The sequence below is a fragment of the Pseudomonas sp. IPO3774 genome, from assembly GCF_013386835.1.
Classification (GTDB): Bacteria; Pseudomonadota; Gammaproteobacteria; order Pseudomonadales; family Pseudomonadaceae; genus Aquipseudomonas.
Window position 1 is genome coordinate 41,193 of the sequence record NZ_JACAQY010000050.1, and the last position, 23,657, is coordinate 64,849.

Annotated in this window: 13 protein-coding genes and 1 pseudogene; 5 read left to right on the top strand and 9 right to left on the bottom strand. The window is 58.6% G+C overall.

The genetic code is table 11. The annotated features are described in order from the left end of the window. Positions 1-2 precede the first annotated feature (2 nt). The 4 genes from HYE77_RS24690 to HYE77_RS24705 all read right to left on the bottom strand — a co-directional run bounded on the left by HYE77_RS24690 (position 3) and on the right by HYE77_RS24705 (position 10,078). Positions 3-5,747: a membrane-targeted effector domain-containing toxin gene (locus HYE77_RS24690; RefSeq protein WP_177069643.1), complete on the bottom strand. Its 5,745-nt coding sequence runs from the start codon at positions 5,745-5,747 to the stop codon at positions 3-5. A 64-nt stretch (positions 5,748-5,811) separates the two neighbouring features. Further along, a complete protein-coding gene (locus tag HYE77_RS24695; RefSeq protein ID WP_177069661.1) occupies positions 5,812-7,614 on the bottom strand; it encodes a CocE/NonD family hydrolase in 1,803 nt (600 codons plus the stop codon). 19 nt (positions 7,615-7,633) lie between these two features. Continuing rightward, positions 7,634-9,073, bottom strand: coding sequence for a YfcC family protein (locus HYE77_RS24700; RefSeq protein WP_177069645.1), 1,440 nt, complete (start codon positions 9,071-9,073; stop codon positions 7,634-7,636). Positions 9,074-9,181: 108 nt separating this feature from the next. Beyond that, positions 9,182-10,078, bottom strand: coding sequence for a LysR family transcriptional regulator (locus HYE77_RS24705; protein WP_003212270.1), 897 nt, complete (start codon positions 10,076-10,078; stop codon positions 9,182-9,184). Positions 10,079-10,250: 172 nt separating this feature from the next. Here HYE77_RS24705 and HYE77_RS24710 point away from each other — a divergent pair, with 172 nt between their 5' ends. Beyond that, entirely contained in the window at positions 10,251-11,474 is a 1,224-nt protein-coding gene (locus tag HYE77_RS24710) for an OprD family porin (protein ID WP_177069647.1), read from the top strand. Between the two features lie 6 nt (positions 11,475-11,480). Here the strand turns inward: HYE77_RS24710 and HYE77_RS24715 are convergent, their stop codons facing one another. The 5 genes from HYE77_RS24715 to HYE77_RS24735 all read right to left on the bottom strand — a co-directional run bounded on the left by HYE77_RS24715 (position 11,481) and on the right by HYE77_RS24735 (position 15,379). Then, the gene (locus HYE77_RS24715; protein ID WP_134325696.1) at positions 11,481-12,938 is read right to left on the bottom strand and encodes a glycosyltransferase family 39 protein; all 1,458 of its coding nucleotides are present in this window, start codon (positions 12,936-12,938) and stop codon (positions 11,481-11,483) included. Positions 12,939-13,049: 111 nt separating this feature from the next. Beyond that, positions 13,050-13,598 carry a nucleotidyltransferase family protein gene (locus HYE77_RS24720; protein ID WP_177069649.1) on the bottom strand — a complete coding sequence of 183 codons (549 nt, stop codon included), beginning with the start codon at positions 13,596-13,598 and terminating at the stop codon, positions 13,050-13,052. Next, positions 13,595-14,104: a hypothetical protein gene (locus tag HYE77_RS24725; protein ID WP_177069651.1), complete on the bottom strand. Its 510-nt coding sequence runs from the start codon at positions 14,102-14,104 to the stop codon at positions 13,595-13,597. Before HYE77_RS24725 ends, HYE77_RS24720 begins: the two co-directional genes overlap by 4 nt. Positions 14,105-14,214: 110 nt before the next feature. Next, positions 14,215-14,502, bottom strand: coding sequence for a DUF6124 family protein (locus HYE77_RS24730; RefSeq protein ID WP_177069653.1), 288 nt, complete (start codon positions 14,500-14,502; stop codon positions 14,215-14,217). Between the two features lie 520 nt (positions 14,503-15,022). Next, the gene (locus HYE77_RS24735) at positions 15,023-15,379 is read right to left on the bottom strand and encodes a hypothetical protein (protein WP_177069655.1); all 357 of its coding nucleotides are present in this window, start codon (positions 15,377-15,379) and stop codon (positions 15,023-15,025) included. A gap of 54 nt (positions 15,380-15,433) precedes the next feature. On the opposite strand from HYE77_RS24735, the gene HYE77_RS24740 reads away from it, so the two are divergent. The 4 genes and pseudogenes from HYE77_RS24740 to HYE77_RS24755 all read left to right on the top strand — a co-directional run bounded on the left by HYE77_RS24740 (position 15,434) and on the right by HYE77_RS24755 (position 23,174). Further along, the gene (locus HYE77_RS24740; RefSeq protein WP_177069657.1) at positions 15,434-16,693 is read left to right on the top strand and encodes an IS256 family transposase; all 1,260 of its coding nucleotides are present in this window, start codon (positions 15,434-15,436) and stop codon (positions 16,691-16,693) included. A gap of 452 nt (positions 16,694-17,145) precedes the next feature. Next, a pseudogene (locus HYE77_RS24745) lies at positions 17,146-17,549 on the top strand (inovirus-type Gp2 protein). 885 nt (positions 17,550-18,434) lie between these two features. Beyond that, complete coding sequence (locus HYE77_RS24750; protein ID WP_177069659.1) at positions 18,435-21,110, top strand: ATP-binding domain-containing protein; 2,676 nt, start codon at positions 18,435-18,437, stop codon at positions 21,108-21,110. Positions 21,111-21,434: 324 nt separating this feature from the next. After that, on the top strand, positions 21,435-23,174 hold the full coding sequence (locus HYE77_RS24755; RefSeq protein WP_371321568.1) for a DUF262 domain-containing protein: 1,740 nt from the start codon (positions 21,435-21,437) through the stop codon (positions 23,172-23,174). Positions 23,175-23,657: the final 483 nt, after the last annotated feature.

Consider the following 23,657-nt stretch of genomic DNA (forward strand, 5'->3'; position numbering starts at 1 on the left):
GATCAGTGGACTTGGCGCATTCTTTTGCTGGTGGTGATGATGTCGATCAACGCTTCCCTGCTGCTGAAACGGCGGTCATCCAGGTTCCAGCGATTGACGAAGTGCCCCCTGGCATCCTGCTGCAACGCGGTGTGGACCAGTACGCCGTCGCGGCTTTTATGGACCATCTCCAACCCGTCGTCCAGGGTGCGCTGAAGCAGGTAGTCGCCTTTGCGCCGCAGGCGTTGTTCGAGGCTGAGGGGGGGTGCGGGCGTGGCAGGTAGCGGCAATGGCGCACCGGCGACTTCGACGTTTTTCTTGAAGTCGTAGCGCACCAGTGGCCATTGCTGCTCGCGCGGCAGCGCCTGGACGCTGGCGGGCTCACGCACAAAGCCGCTGGCCGAGCCGGGAGGCACATCGTCCAGCAGCAGACTGATGCCGTTGTTGAGCTCGGCAATGCCCGGCACGCCGCGATGGGTATTGGCGTGCGTTTCGCCCACCAGTGCGACCCACTTGTGTGGCCCCTGTTGAAGCTGATCGGCGCGGATCACCTGGGTCGCAAAGTAGTTGAACATTGATGTCCTGGAGGCGGGCATGCCGTCCACCCGCAAGCTGGCGACACAGTCGAGTGCGCGGATCCGCACGTTATGCTTCATCGCCACCTGCACCAGGCTGACAAAACCGTAGGGGCTGTCGGCCGGTACGCCGTGGCCTTTGTCCAATGCGTTGAGGTAGCTCCACAGTTCATCTGGCATAAAGCCCAGGCTGTGGACGATATCCAGGTCGGCCTGATGCAGCTCGGTGGTGAGTTGCTCCATGTACAGGGTTTTCACTTCTCGCGGGCCCTTCAGGTATTCCATGTGCCGGCTGAGGAAGCCTTTGCTCGACGTACCGGCGTGGGCTTCGCCGACTACCAGGCCATCGGCGGTGTCCAGCAGTTGATCGATAAATTTCGCCTCATCCAGGGCCGGGTCGACCGCAGGCAGTGCTCCTCGAGCAGGCGGTGTGTGTTCGGTAAAAAACGCCTGGGCCTGATCCTGAAGTTTTTTGCGGGTCTGGTCGAACGTGGTTTGCGCCGCGCGACGGCTGCTGGCGGTCTCCCTGTAGGCGGTGGCGAAGAGCGCTTCACGCGTGCCTATCGGCAAGGTGATTTCCTCGCTGATCAGGCCCAGGTGTTCATGGGGCAGGTCAAAGGTGCTGAAGTGGCGCGGCGCCTCAACAGGCAGAGGGCGCGTTGGCCGTAGCGCATGTGAGCGCTCCACCGAGGGGCCCGGGTGCGGCGCCGGTTGGCGTGCCGTGTGCAACGACAGCTTCAGGTCGCCCTTGGCCAGGGCATCGCCGGGAATGCCGCCGGCCACATCCGCGATGACTCGGGTGGGTTGGTCGAAGGCGTCGTCGACCCGCAGGGCAATGCTCTTTTGCAGGTCGGCCAGGCCCGGCGTGCCGCGATAGGTGCTCATGCGTTTTTGATCAACCAACGCTATCCAGCGCTCGCCCGGTTTTTTCGCCTGGTCATCGTTGATGAGGGTGTGGGAGTAAAAGTTGGTCAGCCGGTTGGCGCGAATCGGGGCCGGGCGTGAATCAAACAGGCACAGGGTGTTTTCCAGGTCGTAGGAGCTTGAGGCGTTCAACGGCCGAACCTCAATCCCGTGCTGTTGCGCGGTGTTTACCAGCATCCAGTGGCCGTACAACCCTTCGGGGTCGCGGTAATTTTCCTTGTCGATGGATTTGAGCTGGCCCTCGGCCCGTTTGGAGAAACCACTGGAAAACCGTGAGTGGGTTTTCAGGTGATGAATGTCGCGCCACAGCGGCTCGATATAGAGAACCGTCACGTTCAGTTCGCGCAGGTATTGCATGTTTTCGATCAGCACCTGTTTAGCTGCGGTGGAAAACGGTGCCTCGCCTACCACCAGGTTGTGCGCGTCATCGATCAGCAGCTTGAGCAAATCACGCAGGGCAATGTCTGGCGCCGGGTTCAGGGTTTCGGCCCGGGGAACCACGGCGGGCAACCGTGCAAAAAACGCGTCGGCGTCATCCGTCAGGGCCCTGACATTGTCCAGGTGCTGTTTGAGTGCCGGGGCGAGTTGCCGACGCGAGATCCAGATGCTGTGGGTATTGAGGTCTCGATCCAGGTAGGCGATCTGCAGGAACAGCGCCGACCTGTCCTCGGGGGCGATGACGGCCGCTACGTCCCGGCGAAACTTTTCCGACAATTCATAGGGCTGCCCGAGCCTTTCCGGGCCAGGCATGCCACCGATGACACCGGAGCGCTGCCACTGGCCGTCCACCGTCTGGTTCACCAGCTTGCCGGTGGAGCGCAATTGCCCGCTGGTGTTGTCGTAGCGAAACAACAGGAATCGCCCCAGGCTGTCCGGGGTGTGCGAGGCCCACAGGCTGTCGCCGGCAAACAGCACGGGCTGCATGCCCTGGGGCAATGGGGGTTGCGGTTGTAGTTGCTTGATCAAGCTCATGGCCTGTTGGTCCTTGGTCACCCGGGCAATATGGCGCAACGGCGGACGGGCGAGCTTGACGGGGGCGAACAGCAGGGGCCGCAGGTCGGTCAACAACGTCCCGCCGGCATTGAGCAGCGCACCCAGATAGTGTCCCAGCGCGGCGGCGGTGTCGTTGCGGCTGTAGGCATGCAGGGCGAGCATCGAATCCTTGAACACCAGCAAGCCGCCCAAGGCCAGGCTCAGTGCCGGGAAGGGCGCGGTCAGCACGGCAATGGTGATTTCGCCGATCACGCTGACCAGTTCCATGATCATCTGCAAGCGCCCGGTGGTGGTGCTTTTGACTTCGTCGATACGGTGACGCAGCTTTTTGTCGTAGGTGTGGTAATGCAGGTTCTTGAGCGGCAGTGCGGTGCGAGGCACTTCGTCGAACACCGGCTTGGAATACACCCCCTTGAGCTGTGCCGGTAGGCCGGCCACCAACGCATGCAACCTCGGCTCGAACGCCGCGCGCTCAACGCTGGCGACCCGGCTGATGTAGTAGGTGTCCATGCCTTCAAGGTTTTTCAGGCGCTCGTTGAATTCCCGTTGCGGCCTGAAGGCGATGCCATCCGGTGCGTGCGGGGTGTAGAGCAGGGGCAGGTCGTTGGCGTGGTGGAACAGGTAGCAGCCATCGATCACTTGCCCGCTGATGTGCAGGGGATAGAGCCGATACCGATTGCGCACGGCATCGCTGTTATCGGCCAGGCTGTCGATGCTTTTTTCCAGCCAGGCCAGGTCGCCTGTTGCCAGGCAGCCTTGCAGGCAGCACTCGAGTGCGGCGACGCGCATGTGCAGTTGGGCAACCTCCAGGGCCATGTTGCGGCGCCATGCATAGTGGGGGCCTTGCGGGTCCAGCAGGGTTTTCTCGACCTCGGCGACATAGCGATCACCGATCCAGGTGCCTCTGACCGAGTTGCTCACCGTTTGCGCGGTGAGTCGACTCAGGTCGACGCCGGGCGGTCCCTTGAACTGCGCGGTGGTGCTGGCGTCGGGGTTGATAAAGCCCAGGCTGGCGTCGTAGCCATTGCGGTACAGCGTGGTGTAGCTGACGCGTTCGCGCGGGGTGATCACGCCCACGAGGTTTGGGTCTACCGCCGGGATCGGGTTGCCGAGCAGTTGGTTGAGGGCGGCTTTTGCCGCCTTGTGCAAGTAACTGTCGAAGTCGGGAAACTGTTGTGGGCTACCCGGGCTTGCGGCGTAGGCCTGTGCCGCGCCCAGTGCCTGTTCCTTGAGATCGGCGAGTTTCTGTCGGTCGGCTGCCGATGCCTGGCTCAGCCACTTGGGCATCTGATACTGGTATTCATCGGCCTGCATGGCCAGCGTCGTGGTACTCATTTCCACCAGGCAGGCCTCATAGGTGGAGGGCGCGCCGAAACTGATCATCAAATACTCAAGGCTGGCCGGGGTAAAACCCAGGGCGGAAAGCATCGCGCTGTATTTGGGCCGGATCCGGCTGACCAACTGTTCAAGCAGGTAGTCTTTCATGCTGCGCGAACCGGGAGCGAACGCTATCTCCTGGCTCCAGCCGAGGATATGCGCCTGCAATTCCCGCTCGCTGCCAAAGGCCTGGAACTGTTCGGCGCGTGGCGCGTGAGGCGTGCACAGCAGCAAGCGTTTGACCGCGCCCGTTGCATCGGTCTGGCGCAGCACCCACAGGTCCTTGAGCGGAGCCTTGTGCAGGAACAGGCAGCAGGCAGTGAGTGTGGGCGAGGGGCCTTCACTCAGGGTTTGCAGCAGTGCGTAGTCGTCCGCGCTGATATGGTTTTGCAACGATGCACTGTAGGCCAGCGCGTGCAGGCGGCTGTCGAGCATCTGCTGCATGGCTTCCTGTACGGCGGGCAAACTGTGGGCGCGCTTTTGTTCTTCGGCGAAGGTCAGGCTTGGTTGAACCTTGGCCAGCAGCTCGGCGAGGTAAGCCGGGGTGACGTCCTGGAACTCGGGCGGCAATGGCTGCTGGGCGTAGGTCAGTTGGGTGTGCTCGAGAAACTCGGAACCGGCGTGTTCATCGCCACGGTGCAAGCCACGTACCGCCAGTTGCACCAGGTTGTTGTGCTGGTTGTACGAGTTGCCCGACTTAAGGGTGCGCTCAGTGCTGATCTGCAGTTGCTCGGGGATCAGGCCCTGGATATCCAGGTCGTCGTCCAGGTGCTCAAGCAATTGCAGGCGCGCCATGGCCTCCGGCGAGGCCGCCGGGCCGAGCAGCGCCAGCACTTGCAGGCTGAGGTGTTCATAGGTGCGCAGGTGTTCGGCGAGGGTTTTGCGCTGGGCCTCATTGGCGCTGCGGTACCAGTCGGGAGCGGATTCGTGGAGCAGTTTTTCCAGTAGCTGTTGCGCGCGCAGTTCCAGGCGCGAGGACAAGTCCCAAGGCGAGCAGCGCAGCGCCTGGTCCAGTTCGAGGGTCATTCTGGCGACGTCTGTTGGCGCGGGGTGGCCGTCCAGGCCAAGGGCAAACGCGATGTCCTGATGTTGTTTGTCCTGCAGGGCGTTGTAGGTGTGTTCGTTCAGCGGGAGGCTGTCGATAGGCTCTGGCACCAGCGGCCAGATACTTGCCGCGCGCAAGTGCTGGTAACGGCGCGGCAAGTGTTGCAGCAGTTCCTGGCGCCAGGCCGACTGCTTCATGCGCTCTTGCAGCGTGCGATCCAGGTGTTTGAGCGAGGTGAAAGCCTCCAGGCCTCTGGAAGGGGTGAACAGCAACACATCGCCGTCCTCGATCTCCAGGTGGGTTACCGGTGTTTGGCTGCGGGTGAGTATGAACACCCCGGCGAACTCGATGGCCTGCTGGCGGTAGCGAAACGTCAGGCGATGGATACCCGGGCGCAGCTCGGGGCCGCTGACGATATTCGTCACCAGCAGCTGGTCGGCAGGGCTGAGCAGGCGATCCTTGACCTTCAGCCTGGCCTCGGCCTCCAGCATCGGCTGGTGGCTGTCGAGTATCCAGTTCTTGCGTAGATGGCCGTTGGGCCGCCGTTCGATTTCCAGGGCGGCCAGCTTCTTGTGCAATGCCTGGCTGATGCGCGTGCGGTTCAACCGGCCGGGCTCGCCCTGGATCACCCAGTCGCCGGGGACGGTGTAATGCACTTGTGCGTTCTGCAGGCTCCAGCGGCTTTCTTCTGCCAGGGCGGTGTGCAATGCCTGCACCTCCAGCAACTCGGCAGAAGACTGCGCTGCCGGTGCGTGGCCGTTGGGGAAAATCTGTAGACGATGACCGATTTGCAGCAGGTAGCCGTTCAGTTGTTCGGTGGTAAGTGGTGATGTGTTCGGGGGCTGGGCGGGCATGGCCGGTCCTCAGGGAGTCAATGGTCCCTGAGGGTGCGCAGTCTCGGCGTGTGGATGGCGGTAGTTAGTTACTCAAGGCCTCGACCACGGTCAGTATCAGGCGTGACGGGCAATCGGTACTCAGGTGTAGCGTGTTGCGCGCCACCCTGGGATGTTTTGCCTGGCCGGGTGCTTCGCCGCTGTTGGGGTTGACGTCAAAGCGCGGGAAGTTGCTGCTGGCGATATCCAGGCGCAACCGGTGGCCGCGCTGGAACAGATTGCAGGTGGCGAAGGGTTCGATCACCACCTTGACCCGCTCACCTGGGGTCAGCAGGGTGGGGTGCTCCCAGGTGTTTCGGTAGCGGGCCCGCAGGATGCCGTCGGTGAGGTTCATGGCGTAGCCGTCCGGGTAGACGTCGACCAGTTTGGCGGTGAAGTCGGTGTCGGGCGCATCGCTGTCGATCCACAGTTCCACGCGCAGCGGGCCTGCGACGATCAGGTCGTGGCTGAGTGGCTCGGTCTGGAAGCTTAAGACATCGCTGCGCTCGGCCAGGGGGCGCTGGTCGCCACGGGTACCGAAGAAGTCCGCCCGCTCGCGTTGGTCGAAAGCGCCGCCGACAAAAATCGGCGCGCCGGAGGTCAGGGCGCCACCGATGGTCGGCACCGGATCGGCCGGGTCGGCGCAGTAGCTGAGCTGGCCCTCGGTGGTCGGTGGTTCAGGTTGCAGGTGGCGTTGTGCGGTGAGGTGCAGGGTGAGTTGCCGGCTATCCGGTAGCGGCCATTGATGACTGTCGATCCAGTGCCCGCCATGTTGCAAGCGCCCCTGTTGATCGCGCTCACCGGTGCCACCGCCCATCAAGAACACCTTCACCGCCGCGGGTGCAGGCAGCGGCGAACCCTTGAGGGTGCGTTCAAACCAGTCCAGGCGGCAGCTCAACCAGTCTTTCGCCACCTGCCCGTCGAAAGCCGCTGGTGCACCAAATTGCGCATCGCCACTGTGAGTGATATTGCGATCACCATGCAGCCAGGGGCCCATGATCAACTGATGCTGCGCCGTACTGCCGGCGCAAAACGCCGCGTAGTTGGCGAGGGTCGAACTGACATAGGCATCGTACCAACTGGACATGAACAGCACCGGGATATCCGGCAGATCGTGGTAATGCCCCTCGGCGTAGATGCCCGGCGCTTGCCAGTACGGGCCGAAGTCGCCCTGGGCCCACTGCTCCAGCAGATAGGCTTCGTACTCCGGCACATGCCGCAGGGGCGATTGCCCGGCGTGCCACGGCATGCGCTTGAACCACTGGTGGATGTCTTCCTGTTCCAGGGCTTCGAGGATCTTCGGATCCGCCAGTGCCGCCGGGCTTTCCTTGGCCTGGCGAAACGCCCAGGTGGCCTGCTTGAGCTCCAGCGCGCCGCCCTGGCGAATCCCGCATTGGTAGGCGTTGGCGAAGCCGCCGCTGTCCAGCACCATGCTGGCGAGGCCCGGCGGATGCAGGCAGGCCATCGCCAGTTGCGTGTGGGCGGCGTAGGACAGGCCCATGCTGCCAATCTTGCCGTTGCACCACGGCTGCTCGACGATCCAGGCCAGGGTGTCGCAACCGTCTTCGCCCTCGGCGGTGTATTTGGTGAACACGCCTTCGGAGGCATAGCGCCCGCGGCAATCCTGGAAGATCGCGACAAAGCCCTGGGCCGTGAACCGCGCGGCCATTTGCTCGCGGGAGATGTGCTGGCCGTCGAGCTGGATTTCCGAGCGCGATGGTTTGCTCTTGTCGTACGGGGTGCGTTCGATCACCACCGGAAAAGGGCCTGGACCGTGGGGCAAGTAGATATCGGTGGCCAGGTGGATGCCGTCGCGCATGGCGATCATCTGGTTGTGCAACGTCTGCATGGGAAAAACACTCATGGGTTCAGTACCCGGTGCCTACGGCAATGGCCAACAACACCATCGCCAGCACCGCATAGATCAGAAACAGCGGCAGGATGTAGCGTGCCCACTGGCCCCAGCCGACGTTGGCGGTGGCCAGCAATACCAATAGGCCGCTGGAGGTCGGGGTGATCATGTTGGTCAGGCCGTTGCCCATCAAAAACGCGAACACCGTGGTTTGCGGGCTGACGCCGGAGAGCTGTCCCAGCGGCCCGAAGATCGGCATGGTCACCGCCGCCTGCCCCGAGGTGGACGGGATCAGTACATCCAGGCCCAGCTGTGCGAAGAACATGCCGTAGGCCGAGACCACCGGGCCATGATCGCCCACCAGGTTGGCGAGGTTGTTGACGATGGTGTCGAGCACCTGGCCGGTGCTGAGGATGATTTCCACGGCGGTCGCCAGGCCGATCAACACACCGGCGATCAGCACCTTTTTCATGCCGTCGACAAAGGCGCTGGCGGCGGTGCTGGCACCCAGGCCGGCGATTACGCTGAACGCCACGGTCAGCAGCAGGTAGAACGCCGACAGCTCGTGGTATTTCCACTCCCAGCGGTTCGAGGCGTATACCAGGAAACTAATGCCGGCCCCCAGCACGATCAGGTTCAGCAGGTGGCGCAGGGGCAGCGGTTTGCGTTCGAAGGTGATCTGCGCGCTGGCATCAAACCCGTGCTTGCGGATACTCCACAGTACGAACGCGATGCCCACCAGCAGGAACGTGCAGTAGGCCAGGACGCGCATGCTCAGGCCGCTGAAAATCGGCAGCCCCACCATCGGCTGTGCCACGGACAGCGCCACCGGGTTGGAGATGGAGGCCAGGTAGCCGATCTTCACCGAGATGGTCACGATGGCCAGGCCGATCAGGTTCGACAGCCCCAGGCGGTTGGCCATGGCCACCATCAACGGCACGATCAGGATGAATTCCTTGGCCAGGCCCATGAAGGTGCTGCCGGCGGAAAACACCAGCATCAGGCTGGGCACCAGCACGTAGATATTGCCCCGGGTCAGCCCCAGCAGGCGTTCAAGACCGGCATCAATCACACCGGCCTTGTTCAACACGCCGAACATCCCACCGATGAACAGCACCATGAAAATCAGCGCGGCGCGTTTTTCGATGCCTTGGGGAATGGCCATGAAGCCCTCGACCAACGATACCGGCCGAGCGACCATATCGCTGGCCTTGCGCGGTTCGAGGGAGAACAGTTGGCCCAGGGAGTCGTGCTTTTCCAGCACCTGATAGGAGCCCGGAACCACCAGGCCGTTCTGGCGCTGGAACTTGCCCGAGTTCACCGCGTAGGTGAAGGCGACAGCCAGCAGCACGATGCTCAACAGAATGATGGCCGGGTTGATCTGCTTGCGCTGCGCGGGTTTTTCCACCGGCGTTTCAGTGGGCGAGTGGGTACGGACGATCTGCGGTTCGGTCATGCTGGTTGCCCCGGTGTGCGCTGTTATTGTTGTGTCGGGTGACACTTGTGGAGCGGACACTAGGGCAAAGTTTTAACGGCGACAACGTTATGCGCGGGCTGGGTTGGGCTATGCGTTTTGTGCGGCCAGGCGGTGCTTGAGGTGCTCGGCAAACGCCGTCACCACCTTGGACCTGGGTTCATCCGCGCGAAACGCCAGGCCGAATGCATAGGGCAATGCCGGTCGAAACGGACGGACCACAATCGGCAAATGCATGAAGTGGCTGGCCAGCAAACCATTGACGATCGACACCCCCAGCCCCTCGGCGACAAAGCTGCACGCGGCGCCCACCGAGTGCACTTCCACCCGCACCTGTGGCGTCAGGTTGGCTGCGCGAAACACCTGGTTCAACTCCGCCCGCAGGGCCCGTTGCCGGCCCAGCATTACCAGCGGCACGTCCCGCAAGTGTTGCACTTCGATGCAGGCGTGGCGGGTCAGCGGATGGTCAGCGGGCATCACGCACACGCCTTCGGTTTCCAGCACCGGTTCAATCTCGAAGTCGGGAATCTCGGTAGGCAAGCGCACAAAACCGAGGTCGGCGGAACGGTCGAGCACGGCCCGTTCGATCATGTCGTAGGAACCGGTCAGCAGCTCGACGACGATGTCTTCCCGGCCCTTGAGAAACTCGGCGACGATCCGCGGCAGCAGCTCCTGGGTCATGCTGGTGGGCACCCCGACCTTGATCAGGCTCTTGCGCGAACGGCCCACGCGCATCTCATCTGCCAGGCGCTGGATACGCTGCATGCCGTCGACCAGGCCGGCCACTTCGGCGAGCAGTTCTTCAGCCTCCGGGGTCGCCATCAAGCGGCCTTTTTTGCGCAGGAACAACGCGAAACCCAATGCTTCTTCCAACTGGCTCAACAACCGGCTGACCGCGGATTGCGACAGGCCCATGCGGGTCGCCGCACCGATGGTCGAACCGGTGGACATGATCGCCTTGAAGGCTTCGAGCTGCTTGAGATTCACCGTGATTTTCCTGTGGTTTGAGGGCTTTGCGCATAGCCTGATGCGCTTCTCGCATAACGTTGCCGGGCGTTCGAGGAGCCGTTAGTGTCCGCCGCAATGCGACGCGCCGTCCAGCGTATCGCAGGCAGCAACTGCCCATAAAAAATCACAATACGGCATTCGGGAGACGGTTATGCGTGAGCTTTTCACGAGGGGAGGAGTGGTGTGCACGGGCTTGCTGGCGAGCCTGTCACCGGCATTGATGGCCCAGGGTTTCTGGGAGGATTCCCACGGCAAATTGACCTTGCGCAATTACTATTTCAACGACGGTTACCGCGACGGCGGCGAGGACCGCAAGGAGTGGGCCCAGGGCTTTTTGCTCAACCTGCAATCGGGTTATACCGAAGGCACGGTGGGTTTCGGCCTCGATGCGCTGGGGTTGTCGGGGATCCGGCTCGACTCCAGCCGCGCCCATGCTGGCACCGGGCTATTGCCGGTGCACGACGATGGCCGCGCGGCCAGCGAATTCTCAAGCCTGGGCGTGACCGCGAAGATGCGCATCGGTGAAGCCGTGGTGAAAACCGGCACGCTGCTGCCGAAGATTCCAGTGCTGGTGTACAACGATGGCCGGCTGTTGCCACAAACATTCCAGGGCACTCAAGTCGAGTACAGCGGCGTCCGTAACCTGTACGTGCACGCCGGGCATCTGGACAAGTTCAAGCTGCGAAACTCGACCGACAGCGTGGATATTTATCCCCAGGGCTACAGCGGCAAAAAGGGCAGCGACTTTGATTTTGCCGGCGCTACCTACGCCTTCACGCCCAAGCTGAGCGGTACCTGGTACTACGGCGAAATGCGTGAATTCTATCGCCAGCAGTTCTTTGGCCTGGTGCATAAACAGCCAGTGGGTGCCGGCAGCCTCACCAGCGACTTGCGTTACTTCATCAGCAACGAAGCGGGCGAGGCACGCAATGGCAAGGTCGACAGCGACATGTTCAGCGGGTTGTTCACCTACCGGCTAGGGCCGCAGGCGCTGGGCGTGGGTTATCAGAAAGTCACCGGCGATACCGCGTTGCCCTACGCCAGCGTGTCGACCGTGTATTCCTTCAGCAACGCCGGCGTCGGCAAATTCATCCAGGCCGGTGAGCAAACCTGGATGCTGCGTTATGACTACGACTTTGCCGCCGTGCTGCCGGGCCTGACCTTCATGACCCGTTACTACAAGGGCCAGAACGGTGACTTCAAGGGCCGCGAAGCCCGCGAGTGGGAGTCGGACACCAACCTGCGCTACGTGATCCAGGACAGCACCTTCAAAGGCGTAGGCATCGAGTTGCGCAAGGCCACGTATCGCTCGACCTATGCGAGCGATCGTGACAACTACCGGGTCTACCTCACGTACGACCTGGCGCTGTGGTGACAGGCCCTACTGCTCGACGAAATAGTACGGCTGACGGTTGATCGCCATCTCCTTGACCACCGTCACCGGGACGTTCAGCCGGTCAGTATTGTCCACCAGGGCTACGTTGCCGGGCTTGGCGGCGAGGTAACTCTTGAGTTCCTCCGGCGTTTGCAGAATCGTCAAATAGGCCTGCATGTAGAACACCCCGGCGCCGGCGATTCGCTCGTTGGCCTGATACAGCACCACTTCCTTGCCCTGCGCCTGCATCGCCTGGATCTGGCTGATCACCGGCACAAACGACTGGCGCAAATCGGCCTTGGGCGCGAACCAAAAGGCGGCAATCAGGTAGCAGGCCACCACCACGGTAAAGAAGCCACCCAACAGGCCACGGCGATGTGCATAAACGTGTTCGGCAATGTTGGAAACCTGTCCGCGACTTTTCAGCCAGCCCAGCAGCACGCCGCCATACTCGGCGGCCAGCACTGCTGCGGCGGGCGTCAAGGCCATCAGATAAACCGTGCGCTTGCTGGAGGCAAACGTCAGCAGGGTGAACTGCGCCACCAGCCACACGCTGAAAAACAGCCGGTAGCGGTTGCGCACCAGGCTCTTGCGGAAGTGCCACAGCCCCAGGTACACCAGGATATTCCAGGGCAAAAAGGCTTCGGGCAGTTTGACGATGTAGTAATAGAACGGCTCGTAGTGACCGGCTTCGACAAACGAACCGCTGAAGCGCCCGACGCTGTTGGTCAGCAGCACTTCACGTACCCCCTGCAACCCGTCGCGCTGGTACAGGAAACCCAGCCAGATCATCAGCGGCACTAGCGCCAGCAGCGTGAACAGCCCTGGCTTGACCCAATCGCCGAGCTTGAAGCGTTTATCCATCAGGCTGGTGCTGGCCAGATAGACGAAGATCACCACGCCAGGCATGGCCAGGCCCAGAACCCCTTTGCTCAAGGTGGCGATCACCATCCCGAGGGTGAACAGTAACCAGGTGCCCAGGTTGGAACTGTCACGCTCCGACGCGGGCCGAGCGGCCTGATAGAACGCCAGCAGCGCCATGGTAACCCCGAGGGTGAGCAGCGAATCCTCACCGACGCCGCGCACATTGCTCCAGTAACTGGCCATGGTCGCCAGCATCAGGCCCGCGACAAACGCCAGCGTCTTGGGCCGGCCAAACTTGCGCAGCATTCCGTACAGCAGCATCACGCTGAACAGCCCGGCAAACGCCGACGCCAGGCGCACTGCCCAAGTGGTACCGCCAAACAGGCGAATCGCCCCGGCGTCGAGCCACAGGCTCAGCGGCGGTTTCTCCAGGAAGGGTTCACGGAACAATCGCGGCACCACCCAATCGTTATCCAGGTGCATGGCCATGGCGATCCCGGCCACACGGGCCTCGGTCGAGCCTTGCAACTCGTGATTGCCAAGGGCAAAGAAAAACAACAGCGCAGCGAGCAGGAGCAGCAGAGGAGCGGAACGCGTCATGGATTCTGGCTACCGGGGCAGGGGGCCGTTCGGGGGAACAGTCCGGGCGATCGGTGAGTATACGAGGGCGATTCTTAATAATTCGTGAATGAATGTGAGGTTTTTGTAGGGTCAGGATTGTTTCAGCAGTGGCCATTGGGTTAGCCAGCGTTTGGAGGTGATGCGTTGTTGGTAGATGGCGTGTTTTTCCTGGGTGAAGCGGGGCGTGGGTTTGAGTTGGAGATTGAACAGGTCTTCCAGGCCGAGAGGGGCTGAAACTTCGCATACGTCCACTGCGGTTCTTCTGACGGCTACTGCGGTGGCGGTTTCGGGCCAGAAGCGCATGGCGTCGCTGGCGTTGCGGTAAGGCGCGTCGCCGTTGCGCAGGTGCATGCGGGCCTGGTTTTTGACGGACCAGTCGATGAAGGGTTCGGCTGCGTGTAAGAGGGCTTCGAGGCGGCGATCTTCGTCGGGGCTGGTGCAGGTGGCGTCGAACCACAGTACGTCGACGTCACCGGTCAGTGGTGATTGGGGGCGACCGTGGAGGTGATCCCATACGGCGTTACGTACGAAGCCGGCGCCGATCCAGCAGTCGGGGAGGGCGAGGGAGCGGACGATGTCCAGTAGGTGCCAGCGTTGGGCATCGCTGCTGATCAGGGTCTGGAGGGCTTTCTCGCTCAAAGGATAACGGCCTCTTTCACAACGATCCCCAGGTCATTGCTGACTTTCACCACCCTCACTTCATCGCGATAACCGATCCACGTGGGGCGGCAGATTTTAATCGTATTATTCAGCTCAGCATCGAAGACCGTGATTCCGCTGCAGCTTTTACTGCCGCCCGACGAATATTCGTAGTGAGCCGTATAGCTGCTGCGGGTGCCGCCCGAACATAATATGGCCAACGAAAACAGCGTCACCGAGAACAGCGTGCATAGGATGAACATCCCGGCAAACGCCTTAAGCAGGGTCCATTTTTTTTCGAGCCGCAGCTGAGGTTTTCTTACCCGCCAGACAATCACGGACGCAGCCAGGGTCAGGACGAGAGATACGGATACACAGGCTTTCTCCGCGACCGGTTTGAAGTGGATGGCGGGTGAGATGGTGAACTGCCATATAAACAGCACGGCCAACAGAAGCTGTACGCCCAGCACGACAGGTATCAGGTAGGCGTAGGAATTCTTGTTCACTGCGGCACACATCCTTATGTTTCAACAAAGGTGGGGTTTATCTTAAAAGAAAATAGACCCTCACCTTTTTCTTACTTTTGGGGCGCTCAAACGGATCGTCATGTTTCCTGTCAGGAAACGGACCTTCCCGTAGCTTCTGAATCTGCCGTTGGCACAAGAATGTCCAATGCGCGCGTCACCAGCAACTCACCGAGGACGCTCAATTGCTGGGAGGCGAGGAGTTTATGGCGAAAGGCGCCATCGAACTCGAAAGCCAGGTCGGTAGTGAGCGCGTTCAGTGAGGCGAGGGTTTCGCAGGCCTGTACGAGCAGGGTTTCGGGGTCGATGTTTTGGGCGATACAGAAGATATCCGTGCCGGATTGGCTGGGGCATGGAGGGTTGGGGCTGTGCTTTTTCATGACTGCAACTCCTTGATTGGTGGAGTCGCCAGACATCGCTGCTAAACGAAAAGGGTGGCGACTGTACGCGGGTTAGCAGACCAGGAATCAAGGAACCCAGCGCACTCGAAAGTGCCCCACGCACAGCCGCCATAACGCGGACTAGCGAACGCGGATGCTCGCTTGAACGGATGGTGGCATTGCATGCCTTGATATTAACCGAGCTGCTAAACCCGGTCGCTGATTTTGCAGCGACGTTTCAAGGCTAGTCGTGTCGATTGATGAGCACCAGTTCACCAAGGGCGCGATGTCTTGCGGGAAAAATCCGAAGGTTCCATCGGCGGTGTGTTTTCAGGAGCCCAGAACAGCAAAACCCGCACGAGGCGGGTTTTGGTGGTGCTTCGTATTTGGTGGGCCGGGGTAATCTGAATCAATTTAATAATATTTTGATTTTAAAAGGTATTTTCAGTTTGTTTTTTGTCTTGGAATACCATTTGGAATACCGTTGTTCCTATCATGTCCTAGTGGTTGCCGTATCGGCTCAATTGATTTGATTACGACCGTGGTGTCCCTGGTGGGATTCGAGCCTGAACGACTTATCGTCCACGGGTGAACATTGATTATCGGCTTGCTGGAATGTGGGCTCTCGTTGAGCGTAGGTTACGGCCAATCTTTCGCTGCCTTTCGTTACCGCCTCCTTCTTGCAACTGGCGGATATTTTCTCTGCGATGGCGAGCTCAAGAAGTCCTGCAGGGCGGAGGTTCAGCTTGCCTGCTAGTGCTCTCTTGGTTTCTTTCATTGTTCGGTTGCGCAGCCTTTCAATCTCGCGCTGCTGAGCGTCGGAAATGTACCTCGTCGAAATCGAAGTGCTTTGCAGCAGGACTTCTGAATCGCCCATGGAGACTGTCAGAAATTTTGTGTTCGGGCATAACATGTCGCTAGAGGTGCATGTATGCCGACCAAGAAGAAAGCTGCCAGTGCAACATCGAGGGAGCTACCCTCAATTCCTCAGGATCTGATTGATCAGTTCGTCAAGGGCCCGATGAGCGCCGAAGCCATTCAGGACGCTTCGATGGCATTCAAGAAGGCGCTGATCGAGCGTGCATTGGGTGCCGAGCTGGGTCACCACCTTGGCTATCCTCAGGGCGCGGAGCGCCCTGAGGATTCAACCAACCAGCGCAACGGCAAAAGCGGCAAGACGGTACTCACCGACAATGGCCCGCTTCGCCTGGAAATCCCCAGAGACCGTGACGGCAGTTTCGCGCCGATCCTGATTCCCAAACATGAACGCCGCTTTACTGGCTTTGATGACAAGATCATTGCCATGTACGCCCGTGGCATGACCGTGCGCGAAATTCGTGCCTTCCTTGCCGAGCAGTATGGAACCGATGTGTCGCATGATTTCATCAGTTCGGTCACCGACGCCGTGCTGGAGGAGGTGGGTGCCTGGCAACAACGCCCTCTTGAGCCCATGTATCCAGTCATTTTCTTCGATGCACTGCGGGTCAAGATTCGCGACGAGGGATTGGTCTCCAACAGGGCCATCTATTTGGCGTTGGGGGTATTGCCTGACGGATCGCGCGACATTTTGGGTATCTGGATCGAGAGCACCGAAGGTGCCAAGTTCTGGATGAAAGTGTTCAATGACCTTAAAACTCGAGGCGTCGAAGACGTGCTGATCGCAGTGACAGATGGCTTGAAAGGGATACCCGAGGCCTTGGCAGCGGTTTTTCCTGACACGACGCTGCAAACCTGCATCGTGCATTTGATCCGCAACAGCCTGGACTACGCGGCTTGGGACAAACGTCGAGCGCTGGCAAAGGCACTGAAGCCGATCTATCAGGCGATCAATGCCGATGCAGCCGAACAAGAGCTGAACGCTTTTGAGGCAGGGCCTTGGGGCAAGCAGTACCCGACCGTGGTAGCTGCCTGGCGTCGGGCCTGGGATCGGGTCATACCGTTTTTTGTTTTCCCGGCAGGCATCCGGAAGGTGGTTTACACGACCAACGCCATCGAAAGTATCAACGCTCAGTTACGAAAGATCATCAAGACCCGAGGGCATTTCCCCTCTGATGACGCAGCCACGAAGCTGATATGGCTGGGATTACGCAATATCACAGCTGACTGGGGGCGCCCAGCACACGACTGGAAGGTAGCAATGAATCAATTTGCGATTCTGTACGGAGATCGATTTACCAGACCGAGCTGGTAAAACAACGGCCTGCCTGACGGCAGGCCTTAATCAGCCCGAACACGAAAAATCTGATACTCCCCGCCCATGTAGCGCCAGCGCAGTCGGTGATCAGATCAGCGCAAAACGCTGAGCCAAGGTCCGCATCTCGGATGCAGATCGAATCGTAAATAAATACCAGTCCACTGAGTTTATGAACTCACTCAGCGGATCGTCCCCATGGCCCACCTATCCAAGCGCCACTCCGACAACAGCAATCTCCACTTGCATCACGAAAACACCTTTAGAGGTCTGAGCGTGATGAGGTTCCGCGGCCCCCTCATTACTGAATACCTAGAGCGGTTTTATGAAACCACTCAGTTGGCGCCGAGTGATCACCGCAGAGTGTTCGCGCTACGTTTCGACCTACGTTTTCCAGATGACTATCTGCCACCTGCATCAGGGAAAGCTGTCATATCTAGGTTTGTCGATCCTTGATCGCCAGGATTGAATCCGCACGGGAGCGCTCGAGGCACCTGAATGGCACAGCACATCAGACACAGGTGCGATGGTTTTGGGTTAGGCAGATAGGTCAGGAGGGACGGCCGCATTACCACTTCGTATTGCTGCTCAACAAGGATGCGTACCACACCGTGGGGCGCTTCCATTCAGGAAGGGAGAATCTAGCCGCCTTCAGTCTGCATGGGCGAGTGCACTGAGAATTTCCTTCGAAGACGCTGATGGACTGGTGCATGCCCCTGCCAATCCTCAGTACCACCTTTCTCATGATGACCATGTGGAGATGGAGGATTACTTCTATCGGGTCAGCTATCTCTGCAAGGCAGCTACAAAGGATTACGGCAGTCGATGCCGGGCGTTTGGTTGCAGCAGAGGCTGAGCCAATACAACGGGGCATCACGCTCAGGCATGTGCTGCTTGGCTCATCCCTTTACTCAAAGAATCCATTATTCAGCAGGCACTGACATGCTCCTTCCCTACATCAAACCACGACTTCCTTTGTCTAAATCACACTCTGCAATCGTCATTGGTCGACTGGTGCAAGCTGCCGCCCGCACGGACGGTCCGGCCTACTGTGTCAGCTTAGATGTAGTGGGCGATGAGCAAATCAAGTCGACACCGCTCTCCAGTCTATTCGACTGCGTGCCACAGATTAACTAGGCGTACGCGCAATGCTGTGACGATGAACATCAAGACGTGTTCTGGATGGCTTACAGGATTGACAGCCCATTGGGGCTGATCTGCATGAACAACACGGAGGCTGGCTACTTAAGCACTGCCCAAGCGATGAATGCGCTGGTCGATAGAGTCCGCATGCTGATCAGCTGTCAGGAAATGGATGGGGCCACAGAACAGGACGAGATGATCGCGGGTCCGACTCAGCGTCGGGCTATGCACAAATAGCTCACGGACTCGTCCTCGCGCACGAGGTAACTGCACATTTGTGCCAGTTTGCGATAGCCAGCAATGTCGGAGGGGTGATCGCCTTGTAGCCAGTTCAACCATCGTGTCTACTGTGCCACTGGCCGTGCCATCATGGCGCAGCGCCACTTTGTTCAATATTAAGAGCCCAGGGAATTATGGCCGACGCGATAAGCATCGCGAAGATGGCGGAGAAGCTATCTGATGAGCTCCTTGATGAATTCGCAGCTGGAGGGGCTGGATAATTATTTTCAGAGTTATGGCCAACACAAACCAGTTATTTACCCTACCCAAAATGTAGTGTTGGAAGCTTTGGACAAACAGAACAGGGAGTGCTGCACTAATGAAACGGGATCAACATCTGGTAGAGCTCGCCCAAGAAACGTTGGCCACCTTCACGCATATTGTCGAACTGGCTCAGCAAAAACAGAGAGCGGTGCATGGTATCGATGCTGGCGCCTTTGCCAACGCCAACACATTCACTGATACAGGCGCGTCACGAGCCCTTGCAACTATCAACCGCGAGAATCAGGACGGTTATGCCTCGCTGATAAGAGAGCCGGCTATCGCGAGATTACTACTGGAAGATGAGCAGGGCGATCAACAGCTGCTTTACGTGACGCGTAAGTTCCAGGTATCTCTTCAAAACGATGCGCAGCTAGCCAGTTACCACTCCGCTAAGGGCCGGCTGGCTTCTTTGCCGGTGGGCGATGCGCTGGAGGTCAACGGCCATGAGTACACAGTAATAGAGTCCGCGTATTTCAAGCCTAAGCTGGATGAGTTGGGTTGGGATGCGCTGGATACTCGCTTCGATCATGAGGAGTTGAGTGCCTGCACCATCGATTCGCTTCGGGCCTTGTTGCGTGCATTGGACGCGGAGGCGGCGGATGACTTTGATGCAATGCTGGAGGCTGGAGCTGCAGAGCAGCATATCTATCAAGGGCTGATGCATCGTATCCGTCAATCAATGGCGCTGCGCGATCAGCCGATCCTCGACAAGTTTCAGGACGAGATTTTCCGTCTACCTCTCGACAGCCAATTGATGATCATGGGGCCACCAGGCACTGGTAAGACCACTACGCTGATCAAGCGGCTGAGCCAAAAGCTCGAAATTGAGTTTCTTGATGAACGAGAGAAACGTCTGGCAGTGGAGGATGCTGCCGGCAAGACTCACGTCCATAGCTGGGTGATGTTCACTCCTACAGAACTGCTGAAACACTACCTTAAGGAAGCGTTCAGTCGAGAGGATGTACCTGCATCGGATGAGCGCATTCTGACCTGGGAAAACCGTCGTCGCGCGCTGGCGCGTAATGTGCTGAATCTGCTGCAAACTGGGGATGGGCGTGGTGCTTTTGTGCTCAAGCAAGATCTTGAGGTGCTCAGCGATGGTGTGCTGACCTCACCGCAGACCTGGTACGAGCAAGTGTCAGCTTTCCATCGTCAGCGACTGTTCAGTCAACTACAGGCCGGTGCTGAGCAACTGAGCAAGCTGGGTGATACCACTGGCGGTGTGGTGATACAGAAACTTGTTGCAATCATGGCGCAAGCCAGGCCTGAGGCGCTGGTACCACTTTATACCGAGCTTGCCCCCATAGAACTCGCCATTAAAGACACCCTCGATGGTTTAAAGCAGCAAACCGATCGTAGTGCAAAAGCGTTGGTCAAAGCTGAATACAACAAGGACAAGACGTTTTTCGTCCTGTTGGTCGATTTTTTGACAGGGCTTGGCGCTGCCGATGAGCAGGATGAGGACGAAGTCTTTGATGCCGAAGAGGAGGAGCTGCAGCCGTCCCCTCTATCCACGGGTAAAGTCTCCAATCCGGAGGCGCTCAAGGAGTATCAGAAAGCAATTGTGGCCTTGGCGCGTTCACGTTTTCAGAAGAAGCGTCTATCCGCTAACGGGCGAGCGCACACCATCGTTGCTTGGCTGGGGGAGCGCTTGCCTGATGAGGAAACCTTACTGGAAATAGGCCAGCGTGCGGCTCTGCAGAATGCCTTGCGGCGCTTCCTGAACGCCCACCGGCGTTATGTAACGGATGTAGCTGCAAGCTACAAAGCCTTCCGCAAGTTGTACCAGGCCGACCAGACGCTGTACCGCGTCGACGGTATCAATGTAAGGCACCTCTCGAGCTTCGAACTGGATGCGCTGGTGCTGCTCAGTCTGCGCAATGCCCGCGAGCTTCTTGGAAACCGCTCACTCACCCTCAGCCGCCAGGGCAATCTGCCGGAATATTTGGCCAATATTGCTTCCAATTTCTGCAATCAAGTATTGGTGGATGAGGCCACCGACTTTTCCTCCTTGCAGCTGGCAGCCATGTACAGCCTTACTTCGCTCAACACCCATTCCTTCTTTGCCTGCGGTGATTTCAATCAGCGCATCACCGGCATCGGTATTCGTAACAAAGAACAGTTGCAGTGGGCGGCCAACGGTTTGGAGATTCGGCGTATCAACACCGTGTATCGCCAAAGTCGTTTGCTTAATGATCTGGCCGGTGAGTTGTTGCATCTAAGCGGCAGTGATCAGGAATCCACCGCTGAGCTGCCCAATGCCATGGCGCACGAAGATGTTGCGCCGATCCTACTCGAGCAGGCTGGTGATCTTGGGGTTGTAAGTACCTGGTTGGCGAAGGCAGTTGTTGCAATCGAACGACAGCTCAAGACATTGCCAACAATCGCGGTGCTCGTGCATGACGATGAGCAGGTGACAATACTGGCCAAGTTACTGAATCAGGACCTGGAGGATTACGGCATTAAGGTCGATGCCTGTCTGGGTGGGCAGGCCTTGGGCGGGGAGAACAATGTGCGGGTGTTTGCTGTTGAGCATATCAAGGGGTTGGAGTTTGAGGCTGTGTTCTTCGTCGATGTGGATACTCTGGCGCAGCGTATGCCGGAGTTGTTCAAGAGGTTTCTTTATGTCGGCTTCACGCGTGCAGCAACTTATCTGGGCTTGACCTGCAGCGGGCGATTGCCCGTGTCTCTTGATAGTCTCCGCAAGCGTTTCGCGCAAACCTGGACCTGATTTGTAAGGAGCTGCTGATGTCCCGCTATGACGGGTAAATACGCATCTCATTCTGGCGGACAGAATTAGCTTGGCTGAGCGAGGGGTGGATGAATCGTGGTGCGCGGGCTTTGATGTCAGAATTTTTAAGACCTGATTGGAAGCGCGATCATTACCTCTGTCGCCTCTGGAACGGGCTGTGCTCCCGACATCGTGAAAGAAAGGGGCATACAAAAGACCACGGCAAGGAGCGCATCCTCGGCTTCGGACGCGCCTGAGTTTGGGTCACCGAGGCGAACGACTGGATACTCCCGACTTAAAGCTACGTAAAGTCGTGAATATTCGGTGAGTGATTTTGATTTTTATTCTGGCTCCTGCAGGCTGCGGGAGGTGATGAGCGAGTTATTCAAGATGAGCAAGAAAATCAGCGGCGCCGAATACCAGCTTGCGAAGATCTTTAGTTCCGAGTTCGACTATGTGATTCCCCCGTATCAGCGACCTTATGCTTGGACACGAGACCAAGCGGGCGAGCTGTTCGACGATCTATACGACTTCTTCGAGAAGGAGGCGGAGGACAGTTATTTCCTGGGCTCCATCGTATTGATCAAGGACGAGGGCAAACCTCTGGCTGAGGTGATCGACGGCCAGCAGCGTTTGACCACTTTGACAATCCTGTTGGCAACGATTACGTCGTTGCTGACGGGAGAGAATCACTCGGCTTTTTATAGCTTCATTCGCGAGCCTGGAAACGTGGCCCTGAAGCTGAATTCCAAGCCGCGCCTGGCGCTGCGCGAACGAGACCGGGTCTTCTTTACGCAATTTGTGCAAGGGCTAAAGTTCGAGCGTCTTACGCAGATTGATCCGGCGCAATTGGAGAATGAGTCGCAACGAAATATCCAGGGTAATGCGCGGTTGCTGCTGGAGCGCCTCGCAGCAAAGTTCGCCAGTAACGAGACGAGCATCGTCGACTTCGGTTCTTTCTTGCTGATGCGTTGTTTCTTAGTTGTGGTGACCACGCCAAGTCAGCAGTCAGCGTTTCGGGTTTTTTCCGTCTTAAACAATCGCGGTCTCGATCTTCTACCCACAGACATCATCAAGGCGGAAGTGATCGGCAAGCTGCCTGAGGACAAGCGCGAGGCCTTCAATGATCGCTGGGAGGATCTTGAAGTTGCTACTGGGCGCGATGGCTTCAGTGAGCTGTTCAGTCATATCCGTATGATCTACGCCCGCTTCAAGGCGAGGCGGATGTTGCTGGAAGAGTTTCGTGACCATGTGTTGAGTGAAGTGACGTCATCCGAGGCACTGGTTGAGCAGGTGGTCGCCCCTTATGCTGAGGCTTACTTGGTGGCAAAAAATGCGCAGTACGTATCCTCCACAGATGCTGGGAAAATCAACGACTTGTTCACTTGGTTGAATAGGATCGACAACTCTGACTGGTTGCCGGTCGCGATTGCGTTTCTTGCCCGTTATGGTGGCGCTGCGGACGTCGTTCTGGGCTTCCTCACTAGCCTGGAGCGCTTGGCGGCATATCTGCATGTCACCGCCAAGAACGTAAACCAGCGAATTGAGCGCTATGCGCTCGTCCTGGAAGATCTCCAAGATAGCGTTCTGGTCGACCGTATCGAACTGACGCCAGCCGAATGTGACGAGATGCTCAGGGTATTGAACGGCAACGTCTATGAAATGACCGCACGTCGGCGTAATTACCTGATTCTACGTCTGGACTCCTACGTTTCCGATCAAGCGGCCAACTACATGCCTAATGTGCTGACTATTGAGCATGTCCTACCGCAGACGGTGGATGCAGCCAGCGAGTGGGCCCAAAACTGGCCGGATGTCGATGAGCGTGCACGCTGGCTACATCGCTTGGCCAACCTGGTGCCGCTCAACCGAGCACGCAATTCCAAGGCACTGAACTATGACTTCGACAGGAAGAAGTCGGCGTATTTCGTGGGTACCAGTGGGGTTTGCTCATATGCTCTAACTAGCCAGGTGCTACATACCGATGGCTGGACTCCCACGGTAGTTGCTGCGCGGCAAGGTGCGCTGCTGGATGTTCTGCAGCGTAGCTGGAGGCTGGCGTGAGGCGGTAGTCGATGGGTTGGTCAATGAAGGAATTTGCTACAGTCTTCGGGACTGTTGGTGGGTCAGTGCGCTTTCAGCTGCCCTTGCTCGCATGGCATACCAATTCTGATTGATATTCAGTGCACGCTTGGTCATACAGCTCCAGTTCTAACGAAATGAAAGCTGATAGGTTCTGGAGTCCACATCTCGGTAAAGCGGGATTGCTGGAAAGACTACAGATCATCACCATCGTGCCGGTTCTGTTTTGCCCAAGCTGTCATTTGCCATCTGAATCAGCCAATGCTGGCGCGGGTGGCATTCTGCTCTGAATAGTTTTACCTGCCCCTACTGAGAGTGATTGTTGAGTAACCGTCCTGGCAACACGCCTTCCTGACACCATCGCTTGAAGCGACGATGTCCCTCACAGCTGGGCGCCCTTTAGTCACGCCGGATGTGTTGGGCGGATGCTTAAATTGCTGACACAGTTAGGGATGGTCTGAAGTA

Bases quoted from the DNA above. Each gene is read 5' to 3' on its own strand.
- HYE77_RS24735 (WP_177069655.1), bottom strand. From the start codon at position 15,379: ATGGGCGATTCAGAAGTCCTGCTGCAAAGCACTTCGATTTCGACGAGG.
- HYE77_RS24750 (WP_177069659.1), top strand. From the start codon at position 18,435: ATGAAACGGGATCAACATCTGGTAGAGCTCGCCCAAGAAACGTTGGCC.
- HYE77_RS24740 (WP_177069657.1), top strand. From the start codon at position 15,434: ATGCCGACCAAGAAGAAAGCTGCCAGTGCAACATCGAGGGAGCTACCC.
- HYE77_RS24695 (WP_177069661.1), bottom strand. From the start codon at position 7,614: ATGCAGACGTTGCACAACCAGATGATCGCCATGCGCGACGGCATCCAC.
- HYE77_RS24710 (WP_177069647.1), top strand. From the start codon at position 10,251: ATGCGTGAGCTTTTCACGAGGGGAGGAGTGGTGTGCACGGGCTTGCTG.
- HYE77_RS24690 (WP_177069643.1), bottom strand. From the start codon at position 5,747: ATGCCCGCCCAGCCCCCGAACACATCACCACTTACCACCGAACAACTG.
- HYE77_RS24700 (WP_177069645.1), bottom strand. From the start codon at position 9,073: ATGACCGAACCGCAGATCGTCCGTACCCACTCGCCCACTGAAACGCCG.
- HYE77_RS24730 (WP_177069653.1), bottom strand. From the start codon at position 14,502: ATGAAAAAGCACAGCCCCAACCCTCCATGCCCCAGCCAATCCGGCACG.
- HYE77_RS24715 (WP_134325696.1), bottom strand. From the start codon at position 12,938: ATGACGCGTTCCGCTCCTCTGCTGCTCCTGCTCGCTGCGCTGTTGTTT.